This window comes from Curtobacterium sp. PhB146 (assembly GCF_004342995.1).
GTDB lineage: Bacteria > Actinomycetota > Actinomycetes > Actinomycetales > Microbacteriaceae > Curtobacterium.
This window is the reverse complement of sequence record NZ_SMBN01000001.1, coordinates 762,288-789,277: the sequence shown is the minus strand read 5'-3', so window position 1 is coordinate 789,277 and position 26,990 is coordinate 762,288. Positions and strand designations below refer to the sequence as shown.

Sequence of the window (26,990 nt, the reverse complement as noted above, 5' to 3'; positions counted from 1 at the left end):
GAGCTCCTCGCTCGACTCCGAACGTTTACACGCGGTCCCCTTCCGTCACGTGCCCGAAACAGCCGGGCAACGACGGCGACACGGGTCCGCACGACACTGGTCGCACTACCTGTCGCCCGACAGGTACTCCGCGAAAGGTCTGCAGCCATGCGCTCTCCAGAGTCACCGCTCCACGCACCGCGCGCCACGTCCAGCGTCGACCCCGTCGACCCCCAGGGCTCCGCCCGACTCGGCTACGAGCAGGAACTCCACCGCGGGGTCGGCTCGTTCTCGTCGTTCGCGGCCGGGTTCTCGTTCGTCTCGATCCTGACCACCGTCTTCCAGCTGTTCGGCCTCGGGTTCGGACTCGGCGGTGCCGCGTTCTTCTGGGCCTGGCCGCTCGTCTTCGGCGGCCAGCTGCTCGTCGCTCTGAACTTCGCGCAGCTCGCCGCCCGGTGGCCGATCTCGGGCGCGATCTTCCAGTGGTCCAGTCGTCTGGCGGGCGCGCGCTTCGGGTGGTTCACCGGGTGGACGATGATCATCGGGCAGATCCTCACCGTGGCCGTCGCAGCCATCGCGGTGCAGGCCGTGCTCCCTGCGATCTGGAACGGGTTCCAGGTCGTCGGCGGCCCCGGAGCCGACCCCTCCCTCGCCTCGTCGACCGGTGCTGCGAACGCGGTGGTGCTCGGCATCGTGATGCTCGTCGTGACGACCCTGGTGAACATCACGAGCGTCCGGCTGATGGCGCGGGTCACGAGCTTCGGCGTGCTGATCGAGATCATCGGCGTCGTCGTGCTCATCGGCGCGCTCTTCCTGCTGCCGCACCGCAGCCCTGCGGTGGTGTTCACGACCGCCGGCTCGACGAGCACCGAACCCTACGTCTGGGCGTTCCTGGCATCGTCCCTGATGGCTGCCTACGTGATGGTCGGCTTCGACTCCGCCGGTGAGCTCGCCGAGGAGACGCACAACCCCCGCCGGACCACCCCGAAGACGATCGTCCGCGCGCTCACCGTCTCCGGCCTCGGCGGCGGGCTGCTCATCATCGGTGCCCTGGTCGCCGCCCCGAGCCTGACCGACGGCAAGCTGGCGACGCAGGGACTCGCGTGGGTGATCACCTCGACGCTCGGCGACGTCTTCGGCCGACTGCTCCTCTGCACCGTCGCGGTCGCCGTGTTCGCCTGCACCCTCGCCGTGCAGACCGCCGGTGCGCGCATGGTCTACTCGATGGCCCGCGAGAAGGCCCTGCCCTTCCACCGGACGCTCGCTCGGGTCTCACCCCGGACCGGGACCCCGATCGCCGCGTCGATCGTCGTCGGTGTCGGTGCCGGCCTCGCACTCGCCGTCAACATCGGTCAGTCCGCGATCTTCACCGCCCTGTCCAGCCTGTGCATCGCGATGCTCTACCTGGCCTACCTCGGCGTCACCGGCCCCCTGCTGGTCCAACGCATCCGGCTCCGACGGTCCGGCTTCCCCGCCGGCGTGGACGAGGACGGCAAGCCGCTCTTCACACTCGGCCGGTGGGGCATCCCGCTCAACGCCCTCGCCGTCGCCTTCCAGATCGGCATGGCGGTCAACCTCATCTGGCCGCGCCCGGAGATCTACGACCTGACCGGGAACTCGTGGTGGCTGCAGTACAGCGCACTGCTGTTCATCGGCGCCGTCCTGCTCGTGGGTTGGGTGTGGTCGGCCCGGCGGCACCGTGCGCACGGACCGATCACCCTCGCCGAGGTCCCGTTCACCGCCTCGGTCCCCGCCGTCCAGGCACCCGCCTCCGCGACCGCGACCGTCGAAGCCTGACCGAAGGAACCCCATGCGCGACCTCCACCAGACCGACAGCGTGCTCGCCTCGCGTTCCGATGCGCGCGCCCAGGCCGGGACGCAGTCCGAGTACATGCCGTACCTGCCGGCCTCGACGTCCCCGTTCGCCCCCGACGGCGTCGACCCCGCGCAGCTGGTGTGGGCCGAGACCGTCGCACCGGGCGGGTACACGCACAAGGTCCTGGCCAGGGGCTCGCGGCTGCGGTTCGACGACCCGACGGGGCAGGCCTGCGCCAACCTCCTGGTGTTCAACGCGCTCGAACCGTGGGAGCGGTTGAACGTCGCCGACACGCAGAAGATCCCGTGGCAGGCCTACCTCGGTGTCGGCACGCCGCTGCTCAGCGGGGACGGCCGTGCCCTGGCGACGGTGGTCGAGGACACCTCGGGGCACCACGACGCCTTCTGCGGCACGTCGACCGACGCCTGGAACGAGCGGAAGTACGGCGGTGCGGCACCCGAGGGGCCCAGCCCGAGCGGCCGGTCGCTCTTCGTGAAGGCCGCCGCCAAGCACGGGCTGACGAGGCGTGACCTGCCGCCGAGCGTCTCGTTCTTCCAGGGCGTCCGGATCGACGACGAGGGGGCGATGACCTTCACGGGGTCGGCCGGAGCCGGGCACCACGTCACCCTCGTCGCCGAGCTGCCGCTGCTCGTGCTCGTCGCGAACGTCGCGCACCCCATCGACCCCCGGCCGGAGTACGCCGTCGGCCCGCTCCGGGTGCACGCCTGGCGTGGGGCACCGACGACCGACGCGGACGAGCGGTTCACGGCGACGCCGGAGCTCACCCGCGCCTACCTGAACGCGATCGACTACGCGGAAGCACGAGGCCTCTGATGCCCGACACGACGACGCACACCCACACCTCCACCGTCCCGGTCGGCGCCGTCCACGCCCCCGACGTCGCCCTGGACTGGAGCGAGTCCCTCGTGCCCGGCGACGTCGTCCGTGATGACCGGGTCGAGCCGCTCGCGCCCTGGTCCGCCGTCGTCCGCGCCGGCCAGGTGCTCACGATCGTCGACGTCGGCGGCAACCAGAGCGCCGACTGCCTGGTCTACGACGCGCACGACCCGGACGAGCGCTACAGCGTCCCGGACACCCTCGCGGCACAGGGGAACGCCTACGTCCGCACCGGCACCGTGCTGATGTCGAACGAGGGGCACCCGCTCATGACGGTCGTCGCCAACGAGATCGACCGGCAGGACACCATCGGCGGCGCGTGCTCGAAGGAGTCCAACACCCTGCGGTACGGCCACCACACCCAGTACCAGCACGGCTGCCGCGAGAACTTCCTGGCCGAGGCCGGCCGGCACGGCCTCGGCGCCCGCGACATCGTCTCGAACCTCAACTGGTTCATGAACGTCCCGGTCGAGGCCGACGGCGCCCTCGGGATCGTCGACGGCATGAGCGCACCGGGCAAGCGCGTCGCTGTCCGGGCCGAACGCGACGTGCTCGTCATCGTGTCGAACTGCCCCCAGATGAACAACCCGTGCAACGACTTCTCCTGCACCCCGCTGCGCATGATCGTGGTCCAGCCGTGATCGCCGCACCCGACACGGAGGACACCGTGCCCCAGCCACCCGCGCTCTCCACCGACACCGTCCTCGTCGCCAACCGCGGCGAGATCGCCCGCCGGGTGATCCGCTCCGCCAAGGCCCTCGGCATGCGCACCGTCGCCGTCTACTCCGACGCCGACCGCGCCGCGCCGCACGTCCGCGAAGCCGACGTCGCCGTCCGCCTCGGCCCGGCGCCCGCCCGCGACTCCTACCTGCGCATCGACGCCGTGGTGCAGGCAGCGAAGGACACCGGCGCCGGCTTGGTCCACCCCGGCTACGGGTTCCTGTCGGAGAACACGGACTTCGCCCGCGCCTGCGAGGACGCCGGCATCCGGTTCGTCGGGCCGACCGCCGACCAGATCGTCCGCTTCGGCGCGAAGCACACCGCGCGCGAGCTCGCCGCCGCTGCCGGCGTCCCGATGCTCGCCGGCACCGGCCTGCTCGAGAACGTCGACGACGCCGTGGCCGAGGCCGAGCGCATCGGCCTGCCGGTGATGCTCAAGGCCACCGGTGGCGGCGGCGGCATCGGCATGCAGGCGTGCGCGACCCTCGACGAGGTGCGCGCGGCGTACACGAGCGTCACCCGCACGGCCACCGCGGCCTTCGGGTCGGCCGGCATCTTCCTCGAACGCCTGGTGCGACCGGCCCGGCACGTCGAGGTCCAGCTCTTCGGCGACGGCCAGGGGCGTGTCGCGGTGATCGGCGACCGGGACTGCTCGTTGCAGCGTCGGAACCAGAAGGTCATCGAGGAGGCCCCGGCGCCCGCGCTGCCCGAGCACGTCCGCAGCGAGCTGCACGAGTCCGCCCGTCGCCTGGCCGCGAGCGTCGGGTACCGCAGCGCCGGCACCGTCGAGTTCGTCTACGACCCGGTGCGCGAAGAGGCGTCGTTCCTCGAGGTGAACACCCGCCTGCAGGTCGAGCACCCGGTGACGGAAGAGGTCTTCGGAGTCGACCTCGTCGACCTCATGCTCCGCCTGGCCCGTGACGGCGCCGACGGCATCGGCGACGACGTCTTCGACCGCACCTGGACCCCGAACGGCCACGCCGTCGAGGCCCGTGTCTACGCCGAGGACCCGGCGAAGGGTTCGTTGCCCTCCAGCGGCCTCGTCACCCAGGCGGTGTTCCCGAGCGCGACCACCGAGTCCGGCGACCCGAGCGGACTCCGCGTCGACGGCTGGGTCGAGACCGGCTCCGAGGTCTCGGCGTTCTACGATCCGATGCTCGCCAAGGTCATCGCCACCGGCGAGACCCGCGACGACGCCCTCGACCGGCTGCGCGACGGCCTCGCCGCCACGCGGATCGACGGCATCGTGACGAACACCGGGCTGCTCCGTGCACTGACCGACGACCTCGAGCTCCGCACCGCCACGCACTCCACCTCGACGCTCGACGAGACCGACGACCCGGACCCGCGCATCGACGTCATCGCACCGGGCACCATGACGATGATCCAGGACCTGCCCGGCCGGGTCGGGTACTGGCAGGTGGGCGTCCCGCCGAGCGGCCCGTTCGACGCCGCGTCGTTCGCCGAGGCGAACCGCGCCGTGGGCAACCCCGACGGCGCTCCCGCGCTCGAGATCACGGCGACGGGTCCGACGCTGCGCTTCTCGACCGCCGCCGTCGTCGCGCTCACCGGCGCACCGGCGCCCGCGACCCTCGACGGCGATCCCGTCGCGCTCTGGGAGCCGATCGACGTCGGCGCCGGACAGACCCTGGCGGTCGGGACGGCGCCCGGGCCCGGTCTGCGCACGTACCTGGCCGTCCGCGGTGGCTTCGACGTCCCCACCTACCTCGGCTCCACCGCCACGTTCACGCTCGGCGGCTTCGGCGGCCATGCCGGTCGCGCGCTGCTCGCCGGCGACGTCCTGCGGCCGGGCTCCCCGGACTCCGACGCGGCGCACCCCGCCTTCCCCGGGGGCGCCCGCCTGGGCCTGGTCGGCGGTCCGACCCCGGCCGAGCACCGCACGGCGCTCACCGACGCGTGGGAGATCGCCGTGACCGAGGGGCCGCACGCCGCCCCGGACTTCTTCACCCGCGCGGACCTGGACGTCTTCTACGCCACCGACTACGGCGTGCACCACAACTCGGCGCGCACCGGCATCCGGCTCATCGGGCCCCGACCCGAGTGGGCGCGGACGGACGGAGGCGAGGCCGGTCTGCACCCCTCGAACATCCACGACACCCCGTACGCGGTCGGTGCGATCGACTTCACCGGCGACACCCCGATCATCCTGGGTCCGGACGGGCCCTCGCTCGGCGGCTTCGTCTGCCCCGCCGTGGTCGCCAGCGGCGACCTGTGGAAGCTGGGCCAACTCCGACCAGGTGACACGGTCCGGTTCGTCCCCGTCCGCGAAGCCGACGCCGCCGCGCTCGAGGCGAACCAGGCCTCCCGGACCGTCCCCCGCACCGGGGGCGACGGCGACGACGGCGTGATCACCCGCCTGGAGGCGACCGACGTCCGTCCGAGCGTCGCCTACCGACGCGACGGCGACGACAACGTGCTCGTCGAGTACGGCGACATGACGCTCGACATCGCGCTGCGCATGCGCGTGCACGCGCTCATGACGAAGCTGCAGCAGGAGGCGCCGAAGGGCGTCCTCGACATCACCCCGGGCATCCGCTCGCTGCAGGTGCACACCGACGCGTCGGTCCTGAAGGCCCGTGACGTGGCCGGGCTCCTCCGCGAACTCGAGGACGAGATCCCGCCCACCGACCAGCTCGTCGTGCCGTCGCGCACCGTCAAGCTCCCGTTGTCGTGGGACGACCCCGCCACACGCCTCGCCATCGAGCGCTACATGAACGGCGTGCGGAACGACGCACCGTGGACCCCCTGGAACATCGAGTTCATCCGGCGCATCAACGGTCTGGAGAGCGTCGACGACGTCTTCCGCACCGTCTTCGACGCGAGCTACCTCGTGCTCGGCCTGGGCGACGTCTACCTCGGCGCCCCGGTCGCCACACCGCTCGACCCCCGGCACCGTCTCGTGACGACGAAGTACAACCCGGCCCGCACCTGGACCGCCGAGAACTCCGTCGGGATCGGCGGTGCGTACCTCTGCATCTACGGCATGGAGGGGCCGGGCGGCTACCAGTTCGTCGGGCGCACCGTGCAGATCTGGAACCGGTTCCGCCGCGGCGGGCTGTTCCAGGAGGACCCGTGGGCGCTGCGCTTCTTCGATCGCATCGAGTGGTACCCGGTCGGTGCCGACGAGCTGCTCGAGCTGCGGGCCGAGACCGACGCCGGACGGGGCTCGTTCGAGACCGTCGACGGCGAGTTCTCGATCGCCTCGTACAACCGCTTCCTCGAGGCGAACGCGGGCTCGATCGCGGACTTCCGGGCACAGCAGGCGCGGGCGTTCGGCGAGGAGAAGGAGCGCTGGCGCGCGTCCGGCGAGTTCGACGTGCGCGACGAACCGGCCGCCGTCGTGGCGGACGAGGTCGTCCTTCCCGCCGGGGCGACGGCCGTGACCGCACCCTTCACCTCGACGGTGTGGCAGGTGGACGTGCGACCGGGCGACCGGGTGGACGAGGGACAGAAGTTGTTGGCAGTGGAGGCGATGAAGATGGAGTCGATGGTGCACGCACCGGTGGAAGGCCACGTGTTGGAGGTCTACATCAAGCCGGGCGACCAGGTCGCACCGGGGCAGGTCCTGGCCGCGATCGGAGCGGGAGCGTGAGCGGGACCAACCGCACGGCGAGCGCCCGCGCAGGCGGGGCGGCGGGTGCCGCCACCGCCGCTGCGGACCGCGTCCGCGACGCCTTCGACCGCATCGACTCCGTCGACCGGCCCGAGGTCTGGATCACCCTGCGCGACCGCGCCGCGGTCCTGCAGGAGGTCGAGGCCGTCGACCCGACGCTCCCCCTCGCCGGCCTCCTGTTCGCCGTCAAGGACAACATCGACGTCGCCGGCCTGCCCACGACGGCAGCCGCCCGCTCCTACGCGTACGAACCCGCCGCCGACGCGACCGCCGTCGCCCGCCTGCGCACCGCCGGCGCGGTCGTCGTCGGCAAGACGAACCTCGACCAGTTCGCCACCGGCCTGGTCGGCACCCGGTCGCCCTTCGGCGCGGTCCGGAACGCGTGGGACCCGACCCGTATCTCCGGTGGGTCGTCGAGCGGTTCCGCCACCGCTGTCGCGCTCGGCATCGTCGACTTCGCACTCGGCACGGACACCGCGGGCTCCGGCCGCGTGCCGGCGGCGCTCGGCAACCTGGTCGGTGTGAAGCCGACCAAGGGCCTGGTGCCGAACACCGGTGTCGTGCCGGCCTGCCGCTCGCAGGACTGCGTCACGGTCTTCGCCCGATCGCTCGACCTCGCCCGCACGGCGGCGGAGCTGATGGCCGGGCCGGACGACACCGACCCGCTCGCCCGCATCGACGTCGCCCTCGCCGACGTGCCCGCCGTCCCGCGGATCGCGATCCCGCTGCCCTCGCAGCTCGAGGGCCTCGCGCCGGGCTGGGCGGAGGCCTTCGCCGCCGCCGTCGATCGCTTCCGCGCACTCGGCCACCAGGTGGTCGAGGTCGACATCGCGCCCCTGCTCGACGCAGCGTCGCTGCTCTACGACGGCGCGTTCGTCGCCGAGCGGTACGCCGCCGTCGGCGCGCACGTCGAGGCGCACCGCGACCTGGTCGGCGACGACCTGGACCCGTCGGTCGCCACGATCGTCCTGGGTGGCGCCCGACCCACGGCAGCGGACCTCTTCGCCGACCAGGAACGCCTCGACGTGCTCGGCACCGCGGGACGCGCCGCCCTCGCCGGCACCACCGCGCTCCTCACGCCCACCACGACGTGGCACCCGACCCTCGAGCAGGTCGCGGCTGACCCGATCGGCGCGAACAGCCGGATGGGCCGGTACACGAACTTCGCCAACCTGCTCGACATGGCCTCGCTCGCCGTCCCTGCCGGGTTCGTCGACGGCCTGCCGTTCGGGGTCATGCTGACCGGTCCCGCGTTCACCGACCGACGGCTCGCGGCGCTCGGCGCCGCGTTCCTCGCACCCACCGTCGACCTGCTGGTCGTCGGAGCGCACCTCCGTGACCAGCCGCTGAACGGCCAGCTGGTCGCGTCCGGCGGATCGTTCGTCCGGGAGGCCCGCACCGCGTCCGACTACCGGCTGTACGCCCTCGACACGGTGCCGCCAAAGCCCGGGCTGGTCCGGGTGGGGCCGGTCGCGTCCGGCGCTGACGCGCCCGAGTCGGGGTCGGCTTCGGGGTCGGGCTCGGGCTCGGGCCTCGCCGGTGAGGTCTGGCGGCTGCCCGCCGCCGGGTTCGGCACCTTCGTGGCGTCCCTGCCCGAGCCGATGGCCATCGGCACCGTGGCACTCGAGGACGGCACCGACGTCACCGGGTTCCTGGTCGAACCCTTCGCCGTCGAGGGCGCACTCGACATCACGGCGTTCGGCGGCTGGCGGGCCTACCGCGAGCAGGCATGACGCCGCGCTGGGAGGATGACCCCATGTCCTCCGACGACCGACCGGCCAAGCCCGGTCGACCGAGGGCCGTCCCGAACGCCGACTCGGCGCTCAGTCCCCGCGACCAGATCCTCGACGCCGCCGCCGCCCTGTTCGTCGAGAACGGCATCAGCGCGACCTCGACCCGAGCCATCGCGGAGCGGGTCGGCATCCGCCAGGCCTCGCTGTACTACCACTTCGCCGGCAAGGACGACATGCTCGTCGAACTCCTGACGACCTCGGTCCGGCCGAGTCTCGAGGTGGTCCGCGGCCTCGAAGCCCGGGTGTCGTCGTCGGCATCGGCCGCCGGTGCCCTGGCCGCGCTCGTCCTGATCGACGTGGAGACCCTCGCCCGCACCCCGCACAACATCGGCACGCTCTACCTGCTGCCCGAGGTGCAGGGGGAGCGCTACGACGGGTTCCGCGCCGAGCGGATCGAGCTGCGGGACGCCTACGGGCGACTCGGGTCGCTCGCCGCCGACTCCGACGTCACCGTCGCGATCTCGCCGTCACGGCTCGGTGGGATCCTCATCCAGCTCGCCGAGACCGTCATCCAGCTCCGCCGCGTCGGAGGTGTCGAGGAGGCCGACCGCGACGCCATCGTCGCGACCTGCCTGCGGGCGTGCGGGCTCGACACCACTGCCGTGGCGGATGCCCGCCGCGAGGCCGAGTCACTGCTCGCCGCCGTCACCGTCTGACCAGCTCTTCCGTTCGTCTCCGTCGTCCCTCCTGGAGGTTCTGCCATGACCGCGCTCTCCCCCGCCGCACACCATCCACTCGCCGATGCGCTGCTCCCCCGCACCGCGGTCGTGAGCACGGCGCTCGTCCTCGGCGGCGCGCTGCTCACCGCCGGCGCCGCACAGGTGTCCGTCCCGCTCTGGCCCGTCCCGATCACCGGGCAGACGCTCGCCGTCCTGCTGGTCGGTAGTGCCCTCGGTGCGCGCCGCGGTGCCCTGTCGATGCTCGTCTACGCGCTGCTCGGAGTCATCGGGCTGCCGGTCTTCGCGGGTGGCTCGGCCGGGTTCGGCGTGCTCGTCAGTCCCTCCGGCGGGTACATCGTCGGCTTCGTCGCCGCCGCTGCCCTCGTCGGGTGGATCGCCGAGCGCTTCGGCGACCGTCCGCTGCGGAACTCGGTGCTGTCCTTCGCGCTCGGCACCGTCGTGACGTTCGCCATCGGCATGGGCTGGCTCGCGGTGTCGCTCGGGCTGGACCTGCAGCAGACCCTCGATTTCGGGCTGTACCCGTTCATCCTCGGCGGTGCGGTGAAGGCGCTGCTCGGTGCCGGTGCCATCTCGCTCGGGTGGACGGCGGCGGTCCGGCGACGCGTGGCTGCGCGGGGCGCAGGCCGCTGAGGCGCATTCGGCGGGCCATCGTGTTAGGTTGTGCACAACATGATTGCGCACAGCCGATGATCCGGTCCGCCGGTACGCTCCTCGCCCTGCACGGAGCAGGCACGTCGATGACGCGACCCCTGCCGGTCCGGGCGCACCGGATGCGGGAGCGCGGTTTCGTCCCCGGCCTCCCGCACGCAGTGCTGGTGCCCTTGCTGGAGATCGCAGCCGGCGCAACCCTCGCACGAAGCCGACGACGGTCGGCGACAGCGGTCGCAGCCGCTGCCGCAGCGACCGCACTCGGAGCAGTGCGCACCGGCATCGACCTCGAGGACCGCACCGTCACCGTCGGAACCGTCGCCGCCGCAGTACTGGCCGTCTCCGGCGCGACGGCAGTGGCCCGCGCGCATCGCGTCGGCCTCCTCGTGGGGACCGGTGCACTGGTCGTGTTCGAGCTCACCCGCCGGCGTCGCATCCGCAGCGTCGGTTGACGCACCGCTCCACCATCCCCTGTGAAAGGCACGTGCCCCTGATGACCTCCCGCCGCCGCACTTCCCGCTCGACCAAGCCCCGCACCGTCGTCCGCATCCTGCTGGGTGCCGCCATGACCTGGGCCGGCATCAGCCACCTCACCGTCGCACGCCAGGAGTTCCGGGCCCAGGTGCCGGAGTTCGTCCCCCTGGACCCGGACGTCACGGTCCTGGCCTCGGGCATCGCGGAGATCTCCCTCGGCGCCGCCCTCGTGCTGCTGGTGCGTCGGCAGGCCACCGTCGGGTGGGTCGCAGCGGTGTTCTTCACCGCGATCTTCCCGGGCAACATCGCCCAGTGGATGCACCACCGTGACGGCTTCGGCCTGGACACCGACACCAAGCGGTTCGTCCGGCTCCTGTTCCAGCCCGTGCTGATCGCCGTCGCGCTCTGGGCGACGAACGCACTCCGCAAGCGGCGCTGACGAGCGGGGCCGGACGTCGACGGGGCTGTCATGCCCGGTGATCTGCTCGATGCCCCGCGCAGGTCAGCGTCGATCCGGTCGCAGGAGATGGTGGTCCGTGATCGCCTGGTACCCGTGTCCGGCACGCAGGACTGCTGACTCGTCGAACGCGCGGGCCGTGATCAGCATCCCGATGGGCAGACCGTCGTGGTCGAGTCCGATCGGTACCGAGAGCCCAGGGAACCCCGCCATGCTGCCGATCGCCGTGTACCGCATGTTTCCCGCCGTCAACGAGGCGGGCCGTCCGTCGAGTTCGACGGACTCCGCGCCGTGCGGCAGCGCCGTGAACGGCAGGGTCGGGGTCACGAGGACGTCCACGTCGCGCATCGCCTCGAGCAGTCCGTCGCGGAACCACGCCCGGAAGCGTTGCGCCTGCACGTACTCGACACCCGAGTAGCGGAGTCCGATCTCAAGGTGCGTCCGGACGTCGTCGCCGTAGTCGTCCGGCCGGCTGCGCAGCAGGTCGAGGTGCATGGCGCTCGGCTCCACGGCGTCGACGACGAGTTGCGCGTCCACGAGCTCGTCCACGCCGGACACGTGGATCTCCGAGATCACGGCGCCTGATGCGGCCAGCGCGTCGAGCGCGTCCCGCACGGCGGCGGTAACGTCCGGCTGGTTCCCAACGAGCGCGTAGTCCGCGATCATGCCCACGCGCAGGCCGCGCAGGTGGGTGGCCGGGTCGTCGACCTGGAGGCCCGGCGCGGCCAGGCGGACCGGCTCACGCCGCGTGGTCCGGTCGCGCTGGTCCCACCAGGCGATCGCATCGTGCACGACGGCGGCGTCCGCCGCCGTCCGGGCGAGGGGACCGACGGTGTCCATGGTCCACGCGAGCGGGACGACGCCGGCGTTGCTGACCCGACCGATGGTGGGACGCAACCCACTGACACCGTTGACCGATGCGGGCAGCCGCACCGAGCCTCCCGTGTCCGTGCCGAGCGCCGCGACCACCATGCCGGCAGCGACCGCGATGCCGGACCCGCCGGAGGAGCCAGCGGGCACACGATCACGGTTCCACGGGTTCCGCGCACGGCCGGTGTGCGGGTTGTCCGTCGTGCCGCCCCAGGCGAGCTCGTGCATGTTCGTCCGGCCGATGAGCACCGCGCCGGCGGCGCGGAGGCGGGTGACGACGGTGGCGTCGCGCGCAGCGGGCACGTCGCCGAGGAGCAGGCTGCCGGCGCGGGTGTGCTGGCCTTGCACGTCGATGTTGTCCTTCACCGCGACCGGGAGACCGTGGAGCGGTCCGCGGTCGACACCTGCGGTGAGTTCGGCGTCCGCCCTCGCGGCTGCTGCACGGGCGCCCTCGAGGTCGACGTGGACGAACGCGGCGAGGTCTGCCTGCTCGTCGATGCTGGCGAGGCTCTGCTCGGTCAGGGTGACGGCCGAGGTCTGGCCGGAGCGGAGCATGCCGGCGAGTTCAGCGATCGGTCGGTACAGATCGGTCACGAGCGGGCTCCGTCGTCGACGTTGGTGTCCCCGGTCTGCTCCGACCGCTCGGTGTGCGAGTGGTCGAAGACGGCGACGGGGACGACTTCCGGTGGGACGTTCGCGGCGACGAACGCGGCGATGGAGCGGCCTCGCGCAACCCATTCGTCGGTCAGCGCCTGGCGGGCGGTGTCGTCCATGGGGATCCTCCGATGGGGAGCTGGCGGGGCCACCAGGTGGCGGCCCCGCCGAGCGTGGGATGGGTCAGTTCTTCGCGGGGTACTTCTTCTCGGCCTTGCCCGAGAACGTGGTGTCGACGTTCGTCTTGTACGACGTGGCATCGGCGGGGTACTTCTTCACGTTGTCGATGTCCGCCGCGAGCTGGAGGTTGTGGTCCCATGCCTCCTCGGTGACGGTCGCACCGTGCGGGTAGCCGTCTGCTTCGATCTCACGCTTGACCGCCGAGGCCACCGTGGACTTGTCGAGTTTCGGGAAGTACTTCTCGGCGACCTCGATCGTGCCGGCTTCGTCCGAGTAGATGTAGTTGTACGCCCGCTGGAAGGCGTTGACGACACCCTGCGTCGCCTCCGGGTTGGCCTTCACGTACTTCTGCGTCGAGGTGAGCGACGAGAACGCGAACGGGTTCCACTCGTCTCCGGCGGCGGGCCACGAGTAGACGACGTGCATGTCCTGCTGGTCGACGGCCTGGCTCACCGAGGGCTCCGGGACCACCGCGTAGTCGGCTTGACCAGACGCGACGGCGGCGAGTTCGTTGCCGAGCGAGACGTTGACGAGCTTGACGCCCGTGAGGTCGTAGGTGTCGATCATCTTCGTCATGAGTGCCCACGTCGAGTCAGGGGACGGGGAGACGACGACCTTCTTGCCGTTCAGGATCGTGGGGTCGTCCTGCGCGCTCGTGCCGTCCTTGCCGACGAGGAACTCCGCCGGGGCGTTCTGCACGCCGGCGACGATGACGCCTTCGCCGCCCTGCTCGTGGGACTTGGCGGAGAACACCGGGTCCTGGATGGAGAACCCGGCCGAGCCTCCGAGCACCGCGGCGAACGAGGCGTTGCCGGATCCGCCGGTGTCGATCTTGACGTTCACACCCTCGTCCTCGAAGTACCCCTTCTCCTCGGCGACGTAGAGCGGCAGGTACAGGAGGGTCTGGACGGCCTGGTTGATGGTGACGTCCTGGGTTCCGCCGTCGGCGGAGTCGGCGGCGTCGGAGCCGGAAGCGCATCCGGTGAGCACGAGGAGCGCGGCGGCTCCGGCCGCGGCGAGGGTGACGACGCGGGCGCGTCGGGGCAGGGGAGATCGCATGGGGGCACAGCCCTTTCGGTGGGAGGAGTGCAGGGAAGGACGGGTGAGGCGAGGATGGTGGTGTGATCCGCTGTGTGGGTCAGCGGTGGTCCCACCGGAGCAGGATGCGCTCCAGCAGGTCGATGAGGAGCCCGAAGACGAGGACCATCGCCATCACGACGACGACGCCAGCGAGGACCTGGTTCATGGCGAAGCTCGACGATCCGGTGACGATCATGTGTCCGACTCCTGCAGAGGACGAGATGAACTCCCCCACGACGGCGCCGATGATCGCGAAACCGACGTTGAGCTTGAGGCCGGCGATGACCCATGACATCGCACCGGGGACGATGGCCTTGGTGAACGCCTGGGTCTTGGAGCTCCCGAACGATCGCATGAGGTCGAGCAGGTCGGTGTCGACCTTCTGCGCCCCGCGGTACGCGTTCGTCAGCGAGACGATGACGCACGAGAACGCGACGATGACGACCTTCGACACCAGACCGGTGCCGAACCAGATGATCATCATCGGAGCGACGGCGAGCACGGGGATCGAACCGATCGCGGTGATGAACGGCGCGGACAGGTCGGCGACGAATCGCGAGTACCAGAGAAGGAGGCCGAGGAGGGACCCGCCGAGGGCTCCGATCACGAAGCCGATGAGCACCTCCTGCGCCGTGACCCCGAGGTCGGTCCACAGTTCGCCGGTCCCGATGTTCTGCGTGAGCACCGTGACGATCTGCCCGGGGCTCGAGAACAGGAACGTGCTGATCCAGCCGGCGGACGCGCCGATCTGCCAGGCCGCGAGGAACGCGACGACGATCGCGACCTGGATCGACACGAGGACGCTGCGTCGCCTCGACGACCGCGGTCGGGTGCGACGTTCGGGTGCGGTCCGGACCGCCCCGGTGGCTGCTTCTTCGATCTGGATGGCGGTCATGCTGCGCGCTCCGTCCGGGACCCGGTGCCGATGGAGCGCCAGATCGCCTCGTAGTAGTCGTTGAACGCCGGCGCGAGACGGCGCTCGTTGATGGCGTGGCTGTCGGTGCCGAGATCGATCTCGATCTCCTGCACGACCTGACCGGGGTGAGCCTTGAGGACGTAGACGCGGTCACTGAGGGTGACGGCCTCCTCGATGTCGTGGGTGACGAACACGACCGTCTTGCCCGCAGCCTTCACGGTGTCCATGAGTTCGCTCTCGAGCTGGATCTTGAGCGGGTAGTCGAGGGCCTTGTACGCCTCGTCCATCAGGATGATGTCGGGGTCGGTCACCATCGTCCGCATCAGCGCCGCGCGCTGGCGCATGCCGCCGGAGAGCTGACCGGGGTGGCTGTCCTCGCGACCGGACAGGTGGTACATGTCGAACAGCGCCGACGCCCGCTCCCGGGCTTCGCGCCGTGGGACGCCGTGCACCTCCAGGCCGAGGACCACGTTCTGCATGATCGTCCGCCACGGCATCAGCAGGTCCTTCTGCAGGACGTACCCGATCGAGCGGTTGGGGTTGCCGGTGGTGTCGGTCCCGTTGACGAGGACGCGGCCCTCGCTGGGCGCGAGCAGCCCGGTGATGATGTTGAAGAGGGTGGACTTGCCGCAGCCGGACGGGCCGACGAAGGAGACGAACTCGCCGGCCTTCGCGTGGAAGTCGATGCCGTCCAGGACGAGCGGGCCGTCGCCGTAGCGCTTCCCGATGCCCTGGACCTCGATCGCGTGGGACATGGTCATTCCGTTCCTGCCCCGTACGGCCCGACTGTCGCGGGCACGGGGACGTAGTCCTTGAGGAAGTGGTAGCCGATGTAGTCGATGCCGCGGGCACGGAGGATGGTGTCCTCGACGTCGACGGTGACGCACGCGATGCCCTCGGTCGGCCCGGTGTCGGCGCGGATGACGCCGTTCGGGTCGATGATCCGCGAGTGTCCGTGGTAGTTCAGGTTCCCCTGCGGGGTCACGACGTTCGACTCGACCATCCACGCCTGGTTCTCCAGCGCGCGGACGCGGCCGAAGAGCGTGTACTGGTCGACGCGGACGTCGTCCTCGGCCGCTCCGGCGGCATCGTCGTAGGCCCACGCGGTCGGCATGACGAGGATCTCCGCGCCCTGCAGCGCCAGGGCCCTGGTCGTCTCAGGGAAGCACTTGTCGTAGCAGATGAGCATGCCGATCCGGCCGATGCCCGTCTCGAACACGGGGAACCCCGTACCGGGGTGGTAGACGTGCTTCTCGTCCCCGGGCTGGTGCACCTTGCGGTACCGGCCGATGTACCCGTCAGGGCCGGCGAGGACGACGGTGTTGTAGAGCACGTCAGCGAACCGGTCGTCGCGCTCGGTCAGCCCGAACACGACGTGCAGGCTCTGCTCGACCGCAGCCTCGATCAACGCGCTCACCCGCGGACCGTTCGGCGCCGTCTCGGCGTTCTGCTGCTGGTAGCGGACGTTCTCGAAGTCCAGACTGAGCGTGTCCGTGAGGTAGCCCTGCAGGGCCTGCTCCGGGAACACCACCAGGTCGGCGCCGAGTTCGGCAGCATCCCGGATGCGGCCGAGCATCACGGTGAGGTTCGTGTCCGGGTCGTACACGACCGGCATCGACACGGTGGCGATGGTGGTGAGGGGCATGAGGAGAGCGTGATCGACGGCGGTTTCCACTCCGTCACGCCCTCGTTACGCCCCTGCTAAGCCACCACGCACCTGGCCGCGAATGCCTCCTGACCGGGACTTCCGCGCGCCGCCGAGGACGCAACGCCACGAAGTCCACGCGTCCTCGTGCCACGGCGACCGGCGTGTGCGACCCTGAGGTCCCATGCCGAAGTACCTCGAACGTCGCCACCACCGCGCCCGGCTGCTGCGCGACATGCTCCGCGACGAGCTCCTGCGCGGAGACGGCGGGGTCGCGACGCTCCCCTCCGAGGACGAACTGATCCGACGGCACCAGGTGGGCCGGAACGTCGTCCGGGAAGCACTCGACCTGCTCGTGTCGGAGCGGCTCATCCGACGCGTCCGCGGTCAAGGGACCGAACCGACGGCGCACGTCATCGTCCACCACCTCAACCAGCTCCGCGCGATCGGCGAACCGGGCCACAGCACCGTCGAGGGCAACGCGATCCACTACCGCAAACTCTCCTGGGAGCTCGTCCCCGCGCCACAGGTGGTCGCCGTGAACCTGCTCGTCCCGCTCGGGACACCCGTCATCCGGTGGGAGCGGGTCACGGCGTCGCGCGACCCCCTCGTCCTGTGGACCAGTTACTTCCGGAGCGACCTCGGGCTGCAAGAGCCCGGTGAGGAGACCCCCGGAGTGGACGCTGGAACGTGGGGGTTCCTGGAGGCGGCAGGCATCGAACTGGGTGAGGCGGCGGTGCGCACCGGCGCCGTGCCGGCGGATCCCGCCGTCGCGGAACTGCTGTCCACCGAGCGGTCCGCGCCCCTGCTGGTGCAGCACCGGCTCCTGACGGACGCAACCGGTCGACCGATCGAGTTCGCTGTCGGGTACTACCGCGGCGACCTCATCGTGATCAGCAACACCCTGCGCCGGCACCGCGACGCTGTCTGACAGCCCGGAAGGGGAAGCACCCCCCGGCCGGAGCCGGGGGTTCTCGTGGCGGTACCGGTGGGATTTGAACCCATCGCTCTGTGGGCGAACCCGCTCGGGCGAGACGCCGATCGCCGGATTTATGGGGAAGCGGCCGACCGCTCGGGCCAGTCAAAGCCGCTCCCGGACGGGTGGTGGTGCACCAAATTGCACCACAGCGATGACTGGGTATGCCCGCTACCGAGAGCATTGCGGACGCGGAGCGTCTGACCGCGATGGGCGTCCGGATAGCGCCCCCCGGATTCACTTGGTCGACGCAACACCTTCCTCCGAGGTGTTGCCCTTGTACTTGTCCCTGTCGTCTCCGCAAGCTGTCCGGTTCCTCGCGCTGGTTGCGGAGGGGCGAGGTCTCAAACCTTCCGCCCGAATCGCTGGCATCGGCAAGGAGACCGGGTACCGGTTCCTGCGCGAGCGGTACTTGCAGCTGCGCCGTTCCGGTTCGGACCCTGCAGCAGCGTTGACCGTCGTCGGTGTGACGAGCAGTCGCGTGGCCTCGTGGGAAGCGCGTCTGAACCTCGACGGCAGGCATCATCTGCGTGTCGAGCTGAGCGTCGAGGACCGGTTCTGGTCGGCGTTCAACGCAGGCGCATCCGTCGAAGCTGCCGCGGCCGGAGCCGGGCTGGGCCGCGCGACCGGCTACCGGCTTCTACGACGTCGATTCGACGAACTCCGGGAGGGAAGCTCCGCCGCATCTGTCGCCGGCACGCTTCGGCTGAGCGGGAAGCGCGCTGACTTGCTTGAACGGGAACGGCGGAGCAGACTCCGCCGCGACCAGATCGCCGCCGCGGCGGCGTTGCGGAAGGCGTTGGCAGCGTCGGCGCGCGTTGCTGAGCTGTCACTGACGACGACGCGGCGAGGGCGGAAGGCGCGCGACGTTGAGGACGAGTACTGGCAGCTGATGCGGCAGGGCATGAGCAACACCGACGCCTGCAGACTGCTTGGCATGTCTCGACGCTCCGGCACCCTGATTCGCCAACGAGCCGGCTACCGCATCCCGCCAGCGAGCCCTATCGAGCCGGCGTCGTCGGGACGTTACCTGGCACTGCGGGAACGACTCGAGATCGCCGACCTCCACCGCCTGGGACTCTCGATTCGCCAGATCAGCGTCCGTCTGGGCCGGCACCCCTCGACGATCAGCCGCGAGCTCCGACGGCACCGGACGGGAAGCGGGGACTACTTGCCGCATCTTGCTGACGATGACGCCAGGCGCCAACGCGCTCGTCCGAAACCGCACCGCCTCGTCGCCGATGTCGCGCTTCGGCGGCTGGTGCAGCGGAAGCTGAACCGGTTCTGGTCACCGGAAGAGATCAGCGGCTGGCTGCGAAAGACCTACCCCGCGGACCCTGCCATGCGCGTCTGTCACGAGACCATCTACCGAGCCCCGCTCCTCCGAGAAGGTGCCGGCCTGCACAAGCGCTACACGGGCAAACTCCGCACCGGACGTCGAGTCCGACGCACCAGGTGGAACAACCCCATCGGTCGAGGATCCCGGATTCGGAACATGGCTAGCATCACCGAGCGCCCCGCGGAAGCTGCCGACAAGCAGACCGCGGGCCACTGGGAAGGTGACCTCATCGTCGGTGTCGGCTCCGTGTCCGCGATGGCCACTCTCCGTGAACGCACCACCCACTACGGCATCGTCGTGAACCTCCCGAACGATCACACTGCGCGCAGCGTCAACTCCGCGATCACGGAAGCGTTCGCTGCGATCCCCAAGCACCTGAAACGGTCGCTGACCTGGGATCAGGGCGTCGAGATGGCTGCCCACGAACAACTCACTGCCACGACCGGCGTCCCCGTGTTCTTCGCCGACCGTTCCAGCCCCTGGCAGCGCGGCGCGAACGAGAACTTCAACGGGCTTCTCCGGCAGTACTTCCCTAAGGGCACGAACCTTGCCCTCCACAGCAGCAGCCACGTCACCGCGGTGATGAACGATCTCAACAACCGCCCGCGAAAGCGCCTCGACTACGACACTCCAACCGAACGATTCAACGCCGAGAAGCGCCGCATCACTGCCATCCAGCTACCCTGAAACCAGCCCTAAATCGACCATCTGTTGCGTCGACCATCAGAATCCGCCGCCCCTCCACCGCGAATGTGTTCGGACCAGCTATGTGAGACTGGTGGTGGAAGCTCGGTACGACCGCTACGGCCGGTGCGCCATGGGATCGACGACAGAACGCCCACCCGACAGAGGCCGGATGGCGTTCTAGACCTCTCCCGTCAGAAGCCGTATAGGTGCTGCCGCGCGTTGAAAGCTGCTGGGCCACCTTCGAGGATGTTCTCGGCAAGTCCGCGGATCGCTGCGTCATCGAGGGAGCCGATGCCGTCCGGGGAAGGACGGCCATGCGTACCATCGCTCTCGAGTGCGACGATGAGTTCGGCGTCCCCAAGCACGGGGACGTTTGCGTTGTGGGTGCTGGCGATGATCTGGCGCTTGCCCTTGAGTTCGCGGAGCTTTGTGACCACACCTTGGTAGACGAAGTTGTTGTCGAGGTCATCTTCTGGTTGGTCGATGATCAGGGGAGCATTGGATGCGGCAAGCAATAGGAGGAGCAGCGCGGTGGCGCGCTGGCCCTTTGACAGCTGGTCCATTGACCGAAGTCCCGTGTCGTTGACCTGCAGCAACACCTCGACGGCCAGCTCGATGCGCAGCTCGTCGAGTTCGCGGGCGAGCCGTTCGCCTGCGGCCGCGAGTGCAGCTGCTTGAGCGCCGCGGATGCCGAGGGCGTTCAGCGCCTCGGTCCCACCGCGGATTGCTGCTGCGAGGGTTCGCGGTGAGAAGGAATCGGCGTTGATCGCGGCCGAGATCTGTGTGCGCTGAGTGCTGATGTAGGGCTTTATGGTGTCAAGAACGTGGCTGCGTTCGGTCGTAGCGGTGGGGCGCGCGACGACAACCCCACTAGTGGCTGTATTCGCGGCGCCGATCGCGGCGTGAAGCCGCTCGGTTCGTTGCGTTTCATGGCCGCGGAGTTCGACAAGCAGGGTCTCGCGCGTTGACAGCAGGTTCTCGAGGTCCTTCTTCTGAGCGGTCCGGCGCGGTTCGATTGTCCGTAGCTTGTCGAGCTCTTCCTTGATCGCCACGAAGGTGTCGGGATCGAGGTTGCGCTCGTGCAGCTCCCGCATTACTTCGCCGTACGACGCCTTCTCATCTGCCGTGTCGGTCTCCCAAGCGAGACGGGCGGCTTCGATCTCGTCGCGAGACGCGGCCACAGCGGCTGTCATTTCCTCGAGCAGCTCCTCCATTTGACCCTGTAGCTGGGTGACTGCTTGCTCAACACGCGCCAGGTGCTGGCGTTGGGGCGCGTCTTCGACGTTCGCGAGGGGTGCGGCGAGACCCCGCAGCGCGTGCGATTGCACGAACACGCCCCGGGCGTCGTCTACTGCGCGGACTCGCCGGGTGCCTTCCGAAAAGACCGCTGCGTCTTGGCCGATTCGTTGCTGGCCCGCAAGCTTGGTCGGCACGTCAGTTGTCTCGTAGTGGGCCACCTGCTCGCTGAGCCCGGGTATGCGCCCCAGCTCAGCATCAAGAGCGTCGAGGGCATCTTCGGCGCGGATGAGATCTTCGCGGTTTGTTCGCAATGACTGCAGCGTGCGTCGCATGTCGGCGTCGTCGCCGAGTTCTCCGTTGAACCTGCGGACCAGCTCGGCGACGCGCTCAGTGCTGCCCGACAATTCAGCGAGCTCGTGCTGGCCGAAAATCTCGACCGGCCCCAGCACTTCGATGGGCGACAGGTTGGTGCGCGTTCCAGCAGCATCGAGGACAACGGGCGGGTGGGGGATCTCGCGCTCAATCGTGTACCGCTTCGGGACCGGACTGACCGCTTCGACCTCAACTCGGATGATCGTCCCTCCGTGGAGCACTGAGGAGACGATGCTCTTGTGGTCCGCCTTCACCTGAGGGGTGATTGGTTCAATCGCGAGGGCGTGTCGGATGCTTTCGATGATCGTGGACTTGCCGGCGCCGCGACCTCCAATGAGTGCGGTCAGGTCCTCAGCGATCGGCACAGTTACACCGCCCAGGTATCCACCAGTCCAGGAGACGCTCTTGATTCTCGTCCGAGGCTGGATCGATGGATCGGTCACCGAGATCCTGGTGGCGGGCGTCCGAACCGCCAGCTTGAGGCTGCGCAGCGTAGGAGCGCTGACCTTGAACCACGAGCTCGCCCCTTCGGCACGCAGCTGGCGTGGGCCCATGACGTCGTCGGCGTGAATGACGGCGAGGGGGTGCGGCCGCTTGAAAATCCCAGTTCCCTCGATCACCGCGATCTGATCACGAGCATCCTCCACGGACGGGGTGATGCCGATTGCGTGGAGGTCGGGCGCTTGAATCATGGCGGCAAGGGGTTGGCCCGAGCGAGTGGTGAGCAGTCCGGCGGGCCTCACGTTGACGTGAGCTGGGATGACGAGCGCGTCGTCTTCACTCATCTTCTGCATGATCTTCGCGTACGAGTCCCCAGTGGTCCCGTTCGGGCAGTTCGGCATCACTCCGCACCGACCGATCGAAGCGTTGATCGAGGAGAAATCGGTGTTTGCGTCGAAGATCACCAAAATATGGACACCCTCGGAGGAGTTGGCCTCGAAACCCGGGAGTGCAACGATGCCCTTCTCCTTCGCCGCAGCGACCAGCCCCGCGGCGGAGTCCACCCTCCAGTGGTCAGTAATCGCGATGAGCGAGATACCGAGCGAAGCACACTCCGCCAGGAGGGCTTCGTTGTAGTCGGCTTCGTTGTCGAAGAAGTTCGACGGAGCGTTACGCCCCTCGTAGGAGAAGGGGTTGACCTGGAGGGCGGCTCGGATCCAGTGGGCGCCGACGGGCGTGGTGATCGACTCTGACACAGAAGCTCCTGACTTGGGCAATGCTCAGGAACATACCGTGCATCACCGACAAAGAGGGACCGTGCGAATACGACCGGTTGACGATCGGGTACCGGCCCCCGTCTGCCTGACGATTCGCTAGCACCAGCTGTCAGGACTTGGTGAGCAGCCCGTCGAGAGCGGTTCCAACACAGCATGCGAAGTGACCGTAGTATGCGAACAAATCTCAATGAAGGAGTGCTGATCCATGCTTGTGGTACGACCTCAGACACAACCTGCCGAGCTAACGGGCGGGCTGGCTCGTCCCGCAAGAAGGGGCGGACGGCGACCCACACACGACAGGCACCGAAAACGTTGGTCGACGGTTACGGGAGGAATGGCCGGCGCAACGACGGTCGCTGCCTCTGCCGCTGCGTCACGTCCATCGTCCGATGACGGCGGCTGGTGGCGGGTGCGGGTGTGGTGGCAGCGCGCGACGGGCTGCTCGCGGAGGGCGATAGAAGCGTCGACGCCTGCCGGCCCTAGTTAGCTGCGTGTTCGGGAGCGTCACCGCTCCGAGCGAACCTTCCCGGTTCTGCACATTAGTTCATGATTGAGCCTCACATCTGACACGGGGAGGTGTTACGGTGTCGGATGAGGGGGTACACGCGGCTGGGGGAGCCGATTTTTAGCATCACTTGCGCACTGCGCCTTACTTCCCGGCTCGCCTCTCGTTCGCATCACGAACAGCTTCGGCGAGATGCCCTGCACTCGCCCTGGCTTTGGGTCAGACCGAAACGATAAGGCCGAGGTGCTATGCAGTCCACTGAAGAGATCATCCGCACAGAACATGCGCCTGCTGCAGATCTACGTATGCCACGATTGCTCATAGTCGGCACGGGCGATCTAGCCCAAAGGGTTTTGATCATGGCAACCCAGCTCGTGCCGGATGCATGCTTTGCCGTACTGGGCCGAAATAGCGATGCGGCAGTGCGCCTGGCAAATCTCGCAACGCTCGGCTCTGTGCAGTCCAACAGGTTCACTCGCGTGAGCGCACTTGTGTCGGACCTCGGCGACGTCGCGCAGTCTTCCGAGGTCATCGCGCACTTCAAGCCAGATGTAATTTTCAATACCGCGAGCATTCAACCCTGGTACAAGCTAAGCGAACTTGAAGCAGGGAAGAATGAACGCATATCCGCGGCCCACTTTGGGCCTTGGCTACCCATGCATCTTGCCCCAGCTTTACAATTGATGCGGGCAGTGCGCGACTCGGGTGTCAACAGCGTAGTCGTTAACGCTGCATTCCCGGATGCGGTCAATCCCGCTTTGAAGACGCGCGGGCTCTCGCCGACGTACGGAATCGGTAACGTGGCGAACTCCATCCCTGCTCTCACATTAGGCGCAGCAGACCTCACAGGGCTTCAACCCGCCGACATAACTGTCCGCATGCTGGCGTATCACTACGTCAGCCACAGGCTCTCCCGGAGCGGAAACACCGGAACCTCCCCTTACCACCTCGAGGTAACGGACAAAGCCGGTCAGACGATCAACACTCCGAGCTTCGACGCCGAGCTATTCGCACTGTGTCAGCGCGAATACCGACGGTTGGGGGGCCGGACGGGACAGGACATGACTGCCTTGTCCGCAATGTCTGTGCTCGGTGCCCTTCTCGGCGGACGACCGCGTCTAGTACATTCTCCTGGCTTCCTAGGGCTCCCAGGGGCATATCCCGTCGAGTTGTCACAGTGGTGCGGTCAACTCTCGCTTCCAACCGCTGTTTCCGCCGGTCAGGCTCGAGCGATCAACGAACTCAGTGGCCAGTCCGACGGCATCGACGGCATTTCGGACCAAGGGGTTATCTCGTTCACGGAAGAGAGTTCGGACGTTATGCGCGAAGAGCTCGGTTTCGACTGCCCACAATTCACGGTGGACGATGTAATTGAGGTAGCCGCCGAACTGAAGACCTTGTATGACGAGTACGCGGTCGAACGTGATTGACCGGCGACTCAGGCCGGAAGACGACAATGGAGGAAGGGCCGAATTCTGCGCCTTGATTGCGACAAGAGCAGGCGAGATGGTCGATGGCTTCGCGTCCCCCGCTAACGTCCGACACAAGAACAATACGACTGAGTTGGTCAGCGATCTCGATGTGCGGGTTCAGAAGTTCTTGGTGAATGAAATACGCCGGGCTTTTCCGGGTGACTCCATCATGGCGGAGGAACAGGGGTTCAACCTCCACGGCGGCCCCATCAAATGGTGCATCGACCCCCTCGACGGCACGAGCAACTACCTCGCCGGTAAAGAAGATTACGCGATTAGCGTCGGCGTATCTTCAGAAACCAGGGCTTTCGGGGCATCGATTCTGAAGCCTCGCACGGGCGAATACGCGCACCTGCTAAAAGGGAAGGTCTCATCCAAACTTCGAGCCCCTATCAAACGAAGAAACAGCGATCCGCCCCGTATCGCGGTCGGCGTCCCGTACGCACTAGACAGATCACGGCACGCGTACCAGCTCATTGGTACTCTGTCGAATTCCTTCGAGGTGGCCCGGAGCGGCTCGGCCGCTTGCGATCTGCTCCGCCTCGTGGCCGGCGACCTACATGTCTACATCTCTGCCGGCCTCCCGGTCTGGGATACCGCCGCCGGCCGGATCCTGGTGGACGCGCTCGACGGACGTGTCGAGCAATTTACCAGAGGCGCCGCGGCGCTCACAATGTTCAGTACACGATCGGACGCTTACGTCCTCGCTCGACCCATCTTGAGTGCTATGGAGAAGCTTTAGACGCCGTGCACTCGTGAACTCGCAGACCGTATTCGATTGAGGCAGGAGGCGCGGTCGGGAGGGCGCAATGAGCTCGGTGATGAATGTCCTGATCCGGACAATCCGGTTAGTCATCAAGATCGGTATACTTCCCGCTGCTCAGGTACAGTTGCGCCGCTCGACATCGGCGTTGGTCTTGATTCACTAGGGCCAGCTACGGCTGAACCTCGGGCTCAAACATTGCCCGCCACGGAGTGGTGGTAACGGTAGTGGTAGCTGCCGGCATCCGGCCAAGTTTCTTCACATCGACATGGACCAGGTCCCCGGGGTGCTTGTGCTCGTCACGGTTCGCGGTTGATTTCGTTGCCCGGATCAGCGCCCCGGTGGCCGGCTGCGATCGCGCCAACGGTGGGACCCGGCGCCGGTTCAGGCTCCGGATCCTCGTCCGAGCAGGCAATACGGAGTCGGCACGCAGCCGGGCGGGGCCGAAGCGAAGCGGGCTCCTGGCTTCCAAGACCGCGCGCTCTCGTCCCAGGTTGTCCTATAGGGCATCCGGTGCGATCGGCTCGACCTGTCTACCAACCCGGATACGCCTTCAGCGCGGAACCGGAGCACCATCGGTGCACACATTGACGTGAAACGCCGAGCTCTTCGCAACGTGCGCGACCGGCCAACCGTTATTGACGACGGGCAACGAGCAGTCCCCCTCCGTGCACGCTGAGACAGGCGTTAGCGTGCGCCACTGAGGCCTCCTTGCGGCGGCGAGGGAACTGATCGGCTCCACTCAGGCGAAGGTGCCTCGTCTCCTCACGCGACCCGCAGCGTCACAAATGTCACGGCCGAGTACATCTAGTGCAGTTGCTAGCCGCTTCGAGGTTCGCGCCTACAGAATACGCCCGCACTCCTGCCGGGTCCCGCGTTCCGGGGGCGCTTGAATGCCGCGACCGGCAGTCCCGATCAACGGCGTGGTGCGGGTCCGAGAAAACCCCGGACCGTTCTAACGCCGCTCTAACAGCGCAATGGCAAAAGAGCGCGCGGGGCAGCCACACGCGGGCCGCGTCCTTTTACGCACTATCGGTGGTCAGAAGCGGATCCTTAGTCGTCGTCGAGTCGTTCCGGTTCAACTGCACAGGCTTAGTTTGCCGGCCCGGTGCCCTTCAGAAGGCTAAAGGTCCTCTTGAATGATCGGTGCCACACGGCAGCTTCTGCCCTAAGATTTGTACGCGGTTGCAAAGAACCGCATCCGGTCCTCCCTTACACGATTTGCAACGCGGTTGACAAGCGAGATCTAAGCAACGAACCTTCCCAAGTTGATGCTCTGTTCGTTCAACTCGATGAAAAGCGCTAACTGGTCCGGGTCGTGCACGATTGAGCAGACAACTTCATCAAACTCTCGTGTCTCAAACCGCCACGGCAACTCTCGTTTCACTTCCGGAAACGTGCGTTCAAAGCGGAGCGGATGACTCTCAGTAACATCTATACAATTCAGTGAATCCAGCGTGCATAAGGCAATCTTGACGGCGGCCTCCTTCCGCGTCCATGTTCGCGCCATAGTCATTGGCGAGCCGCCAGCTCGGAGAAGCATACGTGTCTCTCGACCGGTTAACGACGGCTGCAACCACTGAAGAGTTTCGTTCGTGGGCCGAAAACGCGACAAAAGCTCTACATCTACACCTATGGGCCTTGGACTGACGGCAACCGCCACGCGACCGTGGCTGTGGCTCCAAGAGACGTTGCTGCCGAGAGCCCTTGGCTGGCCGTGCGGTCCCCCGCACTCCGCGCATCGTTGCGTAAGCGTCACCCAGCGGGGAGCCACTCCCGTAGCCTCGCCGATCAGGACGCGCGCGATCCTGCGACACCAGAAGGATTCGCGGCGGACGCGCTCAATGGGCGAGATTGCCTCGTAGCTCTGATTGGGGAGCCCCCCAGCGTCCTCTCCATTGAGATCGTCGGGCAGCGCCAAGGAGCGAATGTCCCCGCAAACGACGAATGATCTGTAATGCGCTCTCATCGTCTCCA

The 26,990-nt window shown here is 68.1% G+C and carries 21 protein-coding genes and 1 pseudogene; 13 read left to right on the top strand and 9 right to left on the bottom strand.

Going from position 1 to position 26,990, the window contains the following annotated elements:
- The first annotated feature begins 147 nt into the window (after positions 1–147).
- The 9 genes from EDF33_RS03855 to EDF33_RS03815 all read left to right on the top strand — a co-directional run bounded on the left by EDF33_RS03855 (position 148) and on the right by EDF33_RS03815 (position 11,080).
- Positions 148–1,776 (top strand): amino acid permease, encoded by a 1,629-nt coding sequence (locus EDF33_RS03855; protein WP_132099325.1) that lies wholly within the window; start codon positions 148–150, stop codon positions 1,774–1,776.
- A gap of 13 nt (positions 1,777–1,789) precedes the next feature.
- A complete protein-coding gene (locus EDF33_RS03850) occupies positions 1,790–2,629 on the top strand; it encodes an urea amidolyase associated protein UAAP1 (protein ID WP_132099324.1) in 840 nt (279 codons plus the stop codon).
- A complete protein-coding gene (locus tag EDF33_RS03845) occupies positions 2,629–3,333 on the top strand; it encodes an urea amidolyase associated protein UAAP2 (RefSeq protein WP_132099323.1) in 705 nt (234 codons plus the stop codon). The genes EDF33_RS03850 and EDF33_RS03845 overlap by 1 nt, the downstream gene beginning before the upstream one ends.
- 26 nt (positions 3,334–3,359) lie before the next feature.
- Positions 3,360–7,025, top strand: a complete 3,666-nt coding sequence (uca, locus tag EDF33_RS03840) for an urea carboxylase (protein ID WP_132099322.1) — start codon at positions 3,360–3,362, stop codon at positions 7,023–7,025.
- Positions 7,022–8,779, top strand: coding sequence for an allophanate hydrolase (gene atzF, locus EDF33_RS03835; protein ID WP_132099321.1), 1,758 nt, complete (start codon positions 7,022–7,024; stop codon positions 8,777–8,779). The genes uca and atzF overlap by 4 nt, the downstream gene beginning before the upstream one ends.
- A 23-nt stretch (positions 8,780–8,802) precedes the next feature.
- Entirely contained in the window at positions 8,803–9,495 is a 693-nt protein-coding gene (locus EDF33_RS03830) for a TetR/AcrR family transcriptional regulator (protein ID WP_132099320.1), read from the top strand.
- Between the two features lie 45 nt (positions 9,496–9,540).
- A complete protein-coding gene (locus tag EDF33_RS03825) occupies positions 9,541–10,149 on the top strand; it encodes a biotin transporter BioY (RefSeq protein WP_132099319.1) in 609 nt (202 codons plus the stop codon).
- A gap of 107 nt (positions 10,150–10,256) precedes the next feature.
- Positions 10,257–10,619: a hypothetical protein gene (locus tag EDF33_RS03820; protein ID WP_131844907.1), complete on the top strand. Its 363-nt coding sequence runs from the start codon at positions 10,257–10,259 to the stop codon at positions 10,617–10,619.
- A gap of 41 nt (positions 10,620–10,660) precedes the next feature.
- Positions 10,661–11,080 (top strand): hypothetical protein, encoded by a 420-nt coding sequence (locus EDF33_RS03815; protein ID WP_131844908.1) that lies wholly within the window; start codon positions 10,661–10,663, stop codon positions 11,078–11,080.
- Positions 11,081–11,143: 63 nt separating this feature from the next.
- On the opposite strand, the gene EDF33_RS03810 is transcribed toward EDF33_RS03815, so the two are convergent.
- From EDF33_RS03810 to EDF33_RS03790, 6 genes are all read right to left on the bottom strand, one after another.
- On the bottom strand, positions 11,144–12,562 hold the full coding sequence (locus tag EDF33_RS03810) for an amidase (protein ID WP_207896100.1): 1,419 nt from the start codon (positions 12,560–12,562) through the stop codon (positions 11,144–11,146).
- Positions 12,559–12,741 carry a hypothetical protein gene (locus EDF33_RS20360; protein WP_207896098.1) on the bottom strand — a complete coding sequence of 61 codons (183 nt, stop codon included), beginning with the start codon at positions 12,739–12,741 and terminating at the stop codon, positions 12,559–12,561. The genes EDF33_RS03810 and EDF33_RS20360 overlap by 4 nt, the downstream gene beginning before the upstream one ends.
- 64 nt (positions 12,742–12,805) lie before the next feature.
- The gene (locus EDF33_RS03805; RefSeq protein ID WP_131844910.1) at positions 12,806–13,861 is read right to left on the bottom strand and encodes an ABC transporter substrate-binding protein; all 1,056 of its coding nucleotides are present in this window, start codon (positions 13,859–13,861) and stop codon (positions 12,806–12,808) included.
- Between the two features lie 79 nt (positions 13,862–13,940).
- Positions 13,941–14,777, bottom strand: a complete 837-nt coding sequence (locus tag EDF33_RS03800) for an ABC transporter permease (protein ID WP_131844911.1) — start codon at positions 14,775–14,777, stop codon at positions 13,941–13,943.
- The gene (locus EDF33_RS03795; RefSeq protein WP_207902144.1) at positions 14,774–15,559 is read right to left on the bottom strand and encodes an ABC transporter ATP-binding protein; all 786 of its coding nucleotides are present in this window, start codon (positions 15,557–15,559) and stop codon (positions 14,774–14,776) included. The genes EDF33_RS03800 and EDF33_RS03795 overlap by 4 nt, the downstream gene beginning before the upstream one ends.
- On the bottom strand, positions 15,556–16,443 hold the full coding sequence (locus EDF33_RS03790) for a carbon-nitrogen hydrolase family protein (protein WP_131844913.1): 888 nt from the start codon (positions 16,441–16,443) through the stop codon (positions 15,556–15,558). The genes EDF33_RS03795 and EDF33_RS03790 overlap by 4 nt, the downstream gene beginning before the upstream one ends.
- A 184-nt stretch (positions 16,444–16,627) precedes the next feature.
- Here EDF33_RS03790 and EDF33_RS03785 point away from each other — a divergent pair, with 184 nt between their 5' ends.
- Both EDF33_RS03785 and EDF33_RS03780 read left to right on the top strand, forming a co-directional pair.
- On the top strand, positions 16,628–17,374 hold the full coding sequence (locus EDF33_RS03785) for a GntR family transcriptional regulator (protein WP_131844914.1): 747 nt from the start codon (positions 16,628–16,630) through the stop codon (positions 17,372–17,374).
- Positions 17,375–17,696: 322 nt separating this feature from the next.
- On the top strand, positions 17,697–19,445 hold the full coding sequence (locus EDF33_RS03780; protein ID WP_132099318.1) for an IS30 family transposase: 1,749 nt from the start codon (positions 17,697–17,699) through the stop codon (positions 19,443–19,445).
- A 191-nt stretch (positions 19,446–19,636) separates the two neighbouring features.
- Here the strand turns inward: EDF33_RS03780 and EDF33_RS03775 are convergent, their stop codons facing one another.
- Positions 19,637–22,252 carry a TrlF family AAA-like ATPase gene (locus EDF33_RS03775; RefSeq protein ID WP_243692342.1) on the bottom strand — a complete coding sequence of 872 codons (2,616 nt, stop codon included), beginning with the start codon at positions 22,250–22,252 and terminating at the stop codon, positions 19,637–19,639.
- An 885-nt stretch (positions 22,253–23,137) separates the two neighbouring features.
- On the opposite strand from EDF33_RS03775, the gene EDF33_RS03770 reads away from it, so the two are divergent.
- Complete coding sequence (locus EDF33_RS03770; RefSeq protein ID WP_131973734.1) at positions 23,138–24,208, top strand: hypothetical protein; 1,071 nt, start codon at positions 23,138–23,140, stop codon at positions 24,206–24,208.
- On the top strand, positions 24,201–24,992 hold the full coding sequence (locus EDF33_RS03765; protein ID WP_165918705.1) for an inositol monophosphatase family protein: 792 nt from the start codon (positions 24,201–24,203) through the stop codon (positions 24,990–24,992). Before EDF33_RS03770 ends, EDF33_RS03765 begins: the two co-directional genes overlap by 8 nt.
- A gap of 259 nt (positions 24,993–25,251) precedes the next feature.
- On the opposite strand, the pseudogene EDF33_RS20470 reads toward EDF33_RS03765, so the two are convergent.
- Positions 25,252–25,714, bottom strand: a pseudogene (locus EDF33_RS20470) (leucine zipper domain-containing protein); the annotation flags it as partial.
- Between the two features lie 545 nt (positions 25,715–26,259).
- A complete protein-coding gene (locus EDF33_RS20665) occupies positions 26,260–26,982 on the bottom strand; it encodes a 4'-phosphopantetheinyl transferase superfamily protein (RefSeq protein WP_279388048.1) in 723 nt (240 codons plus the stop codon).
- Positions 26,983–26,990 lie beyond the last annotated feature (8 nt).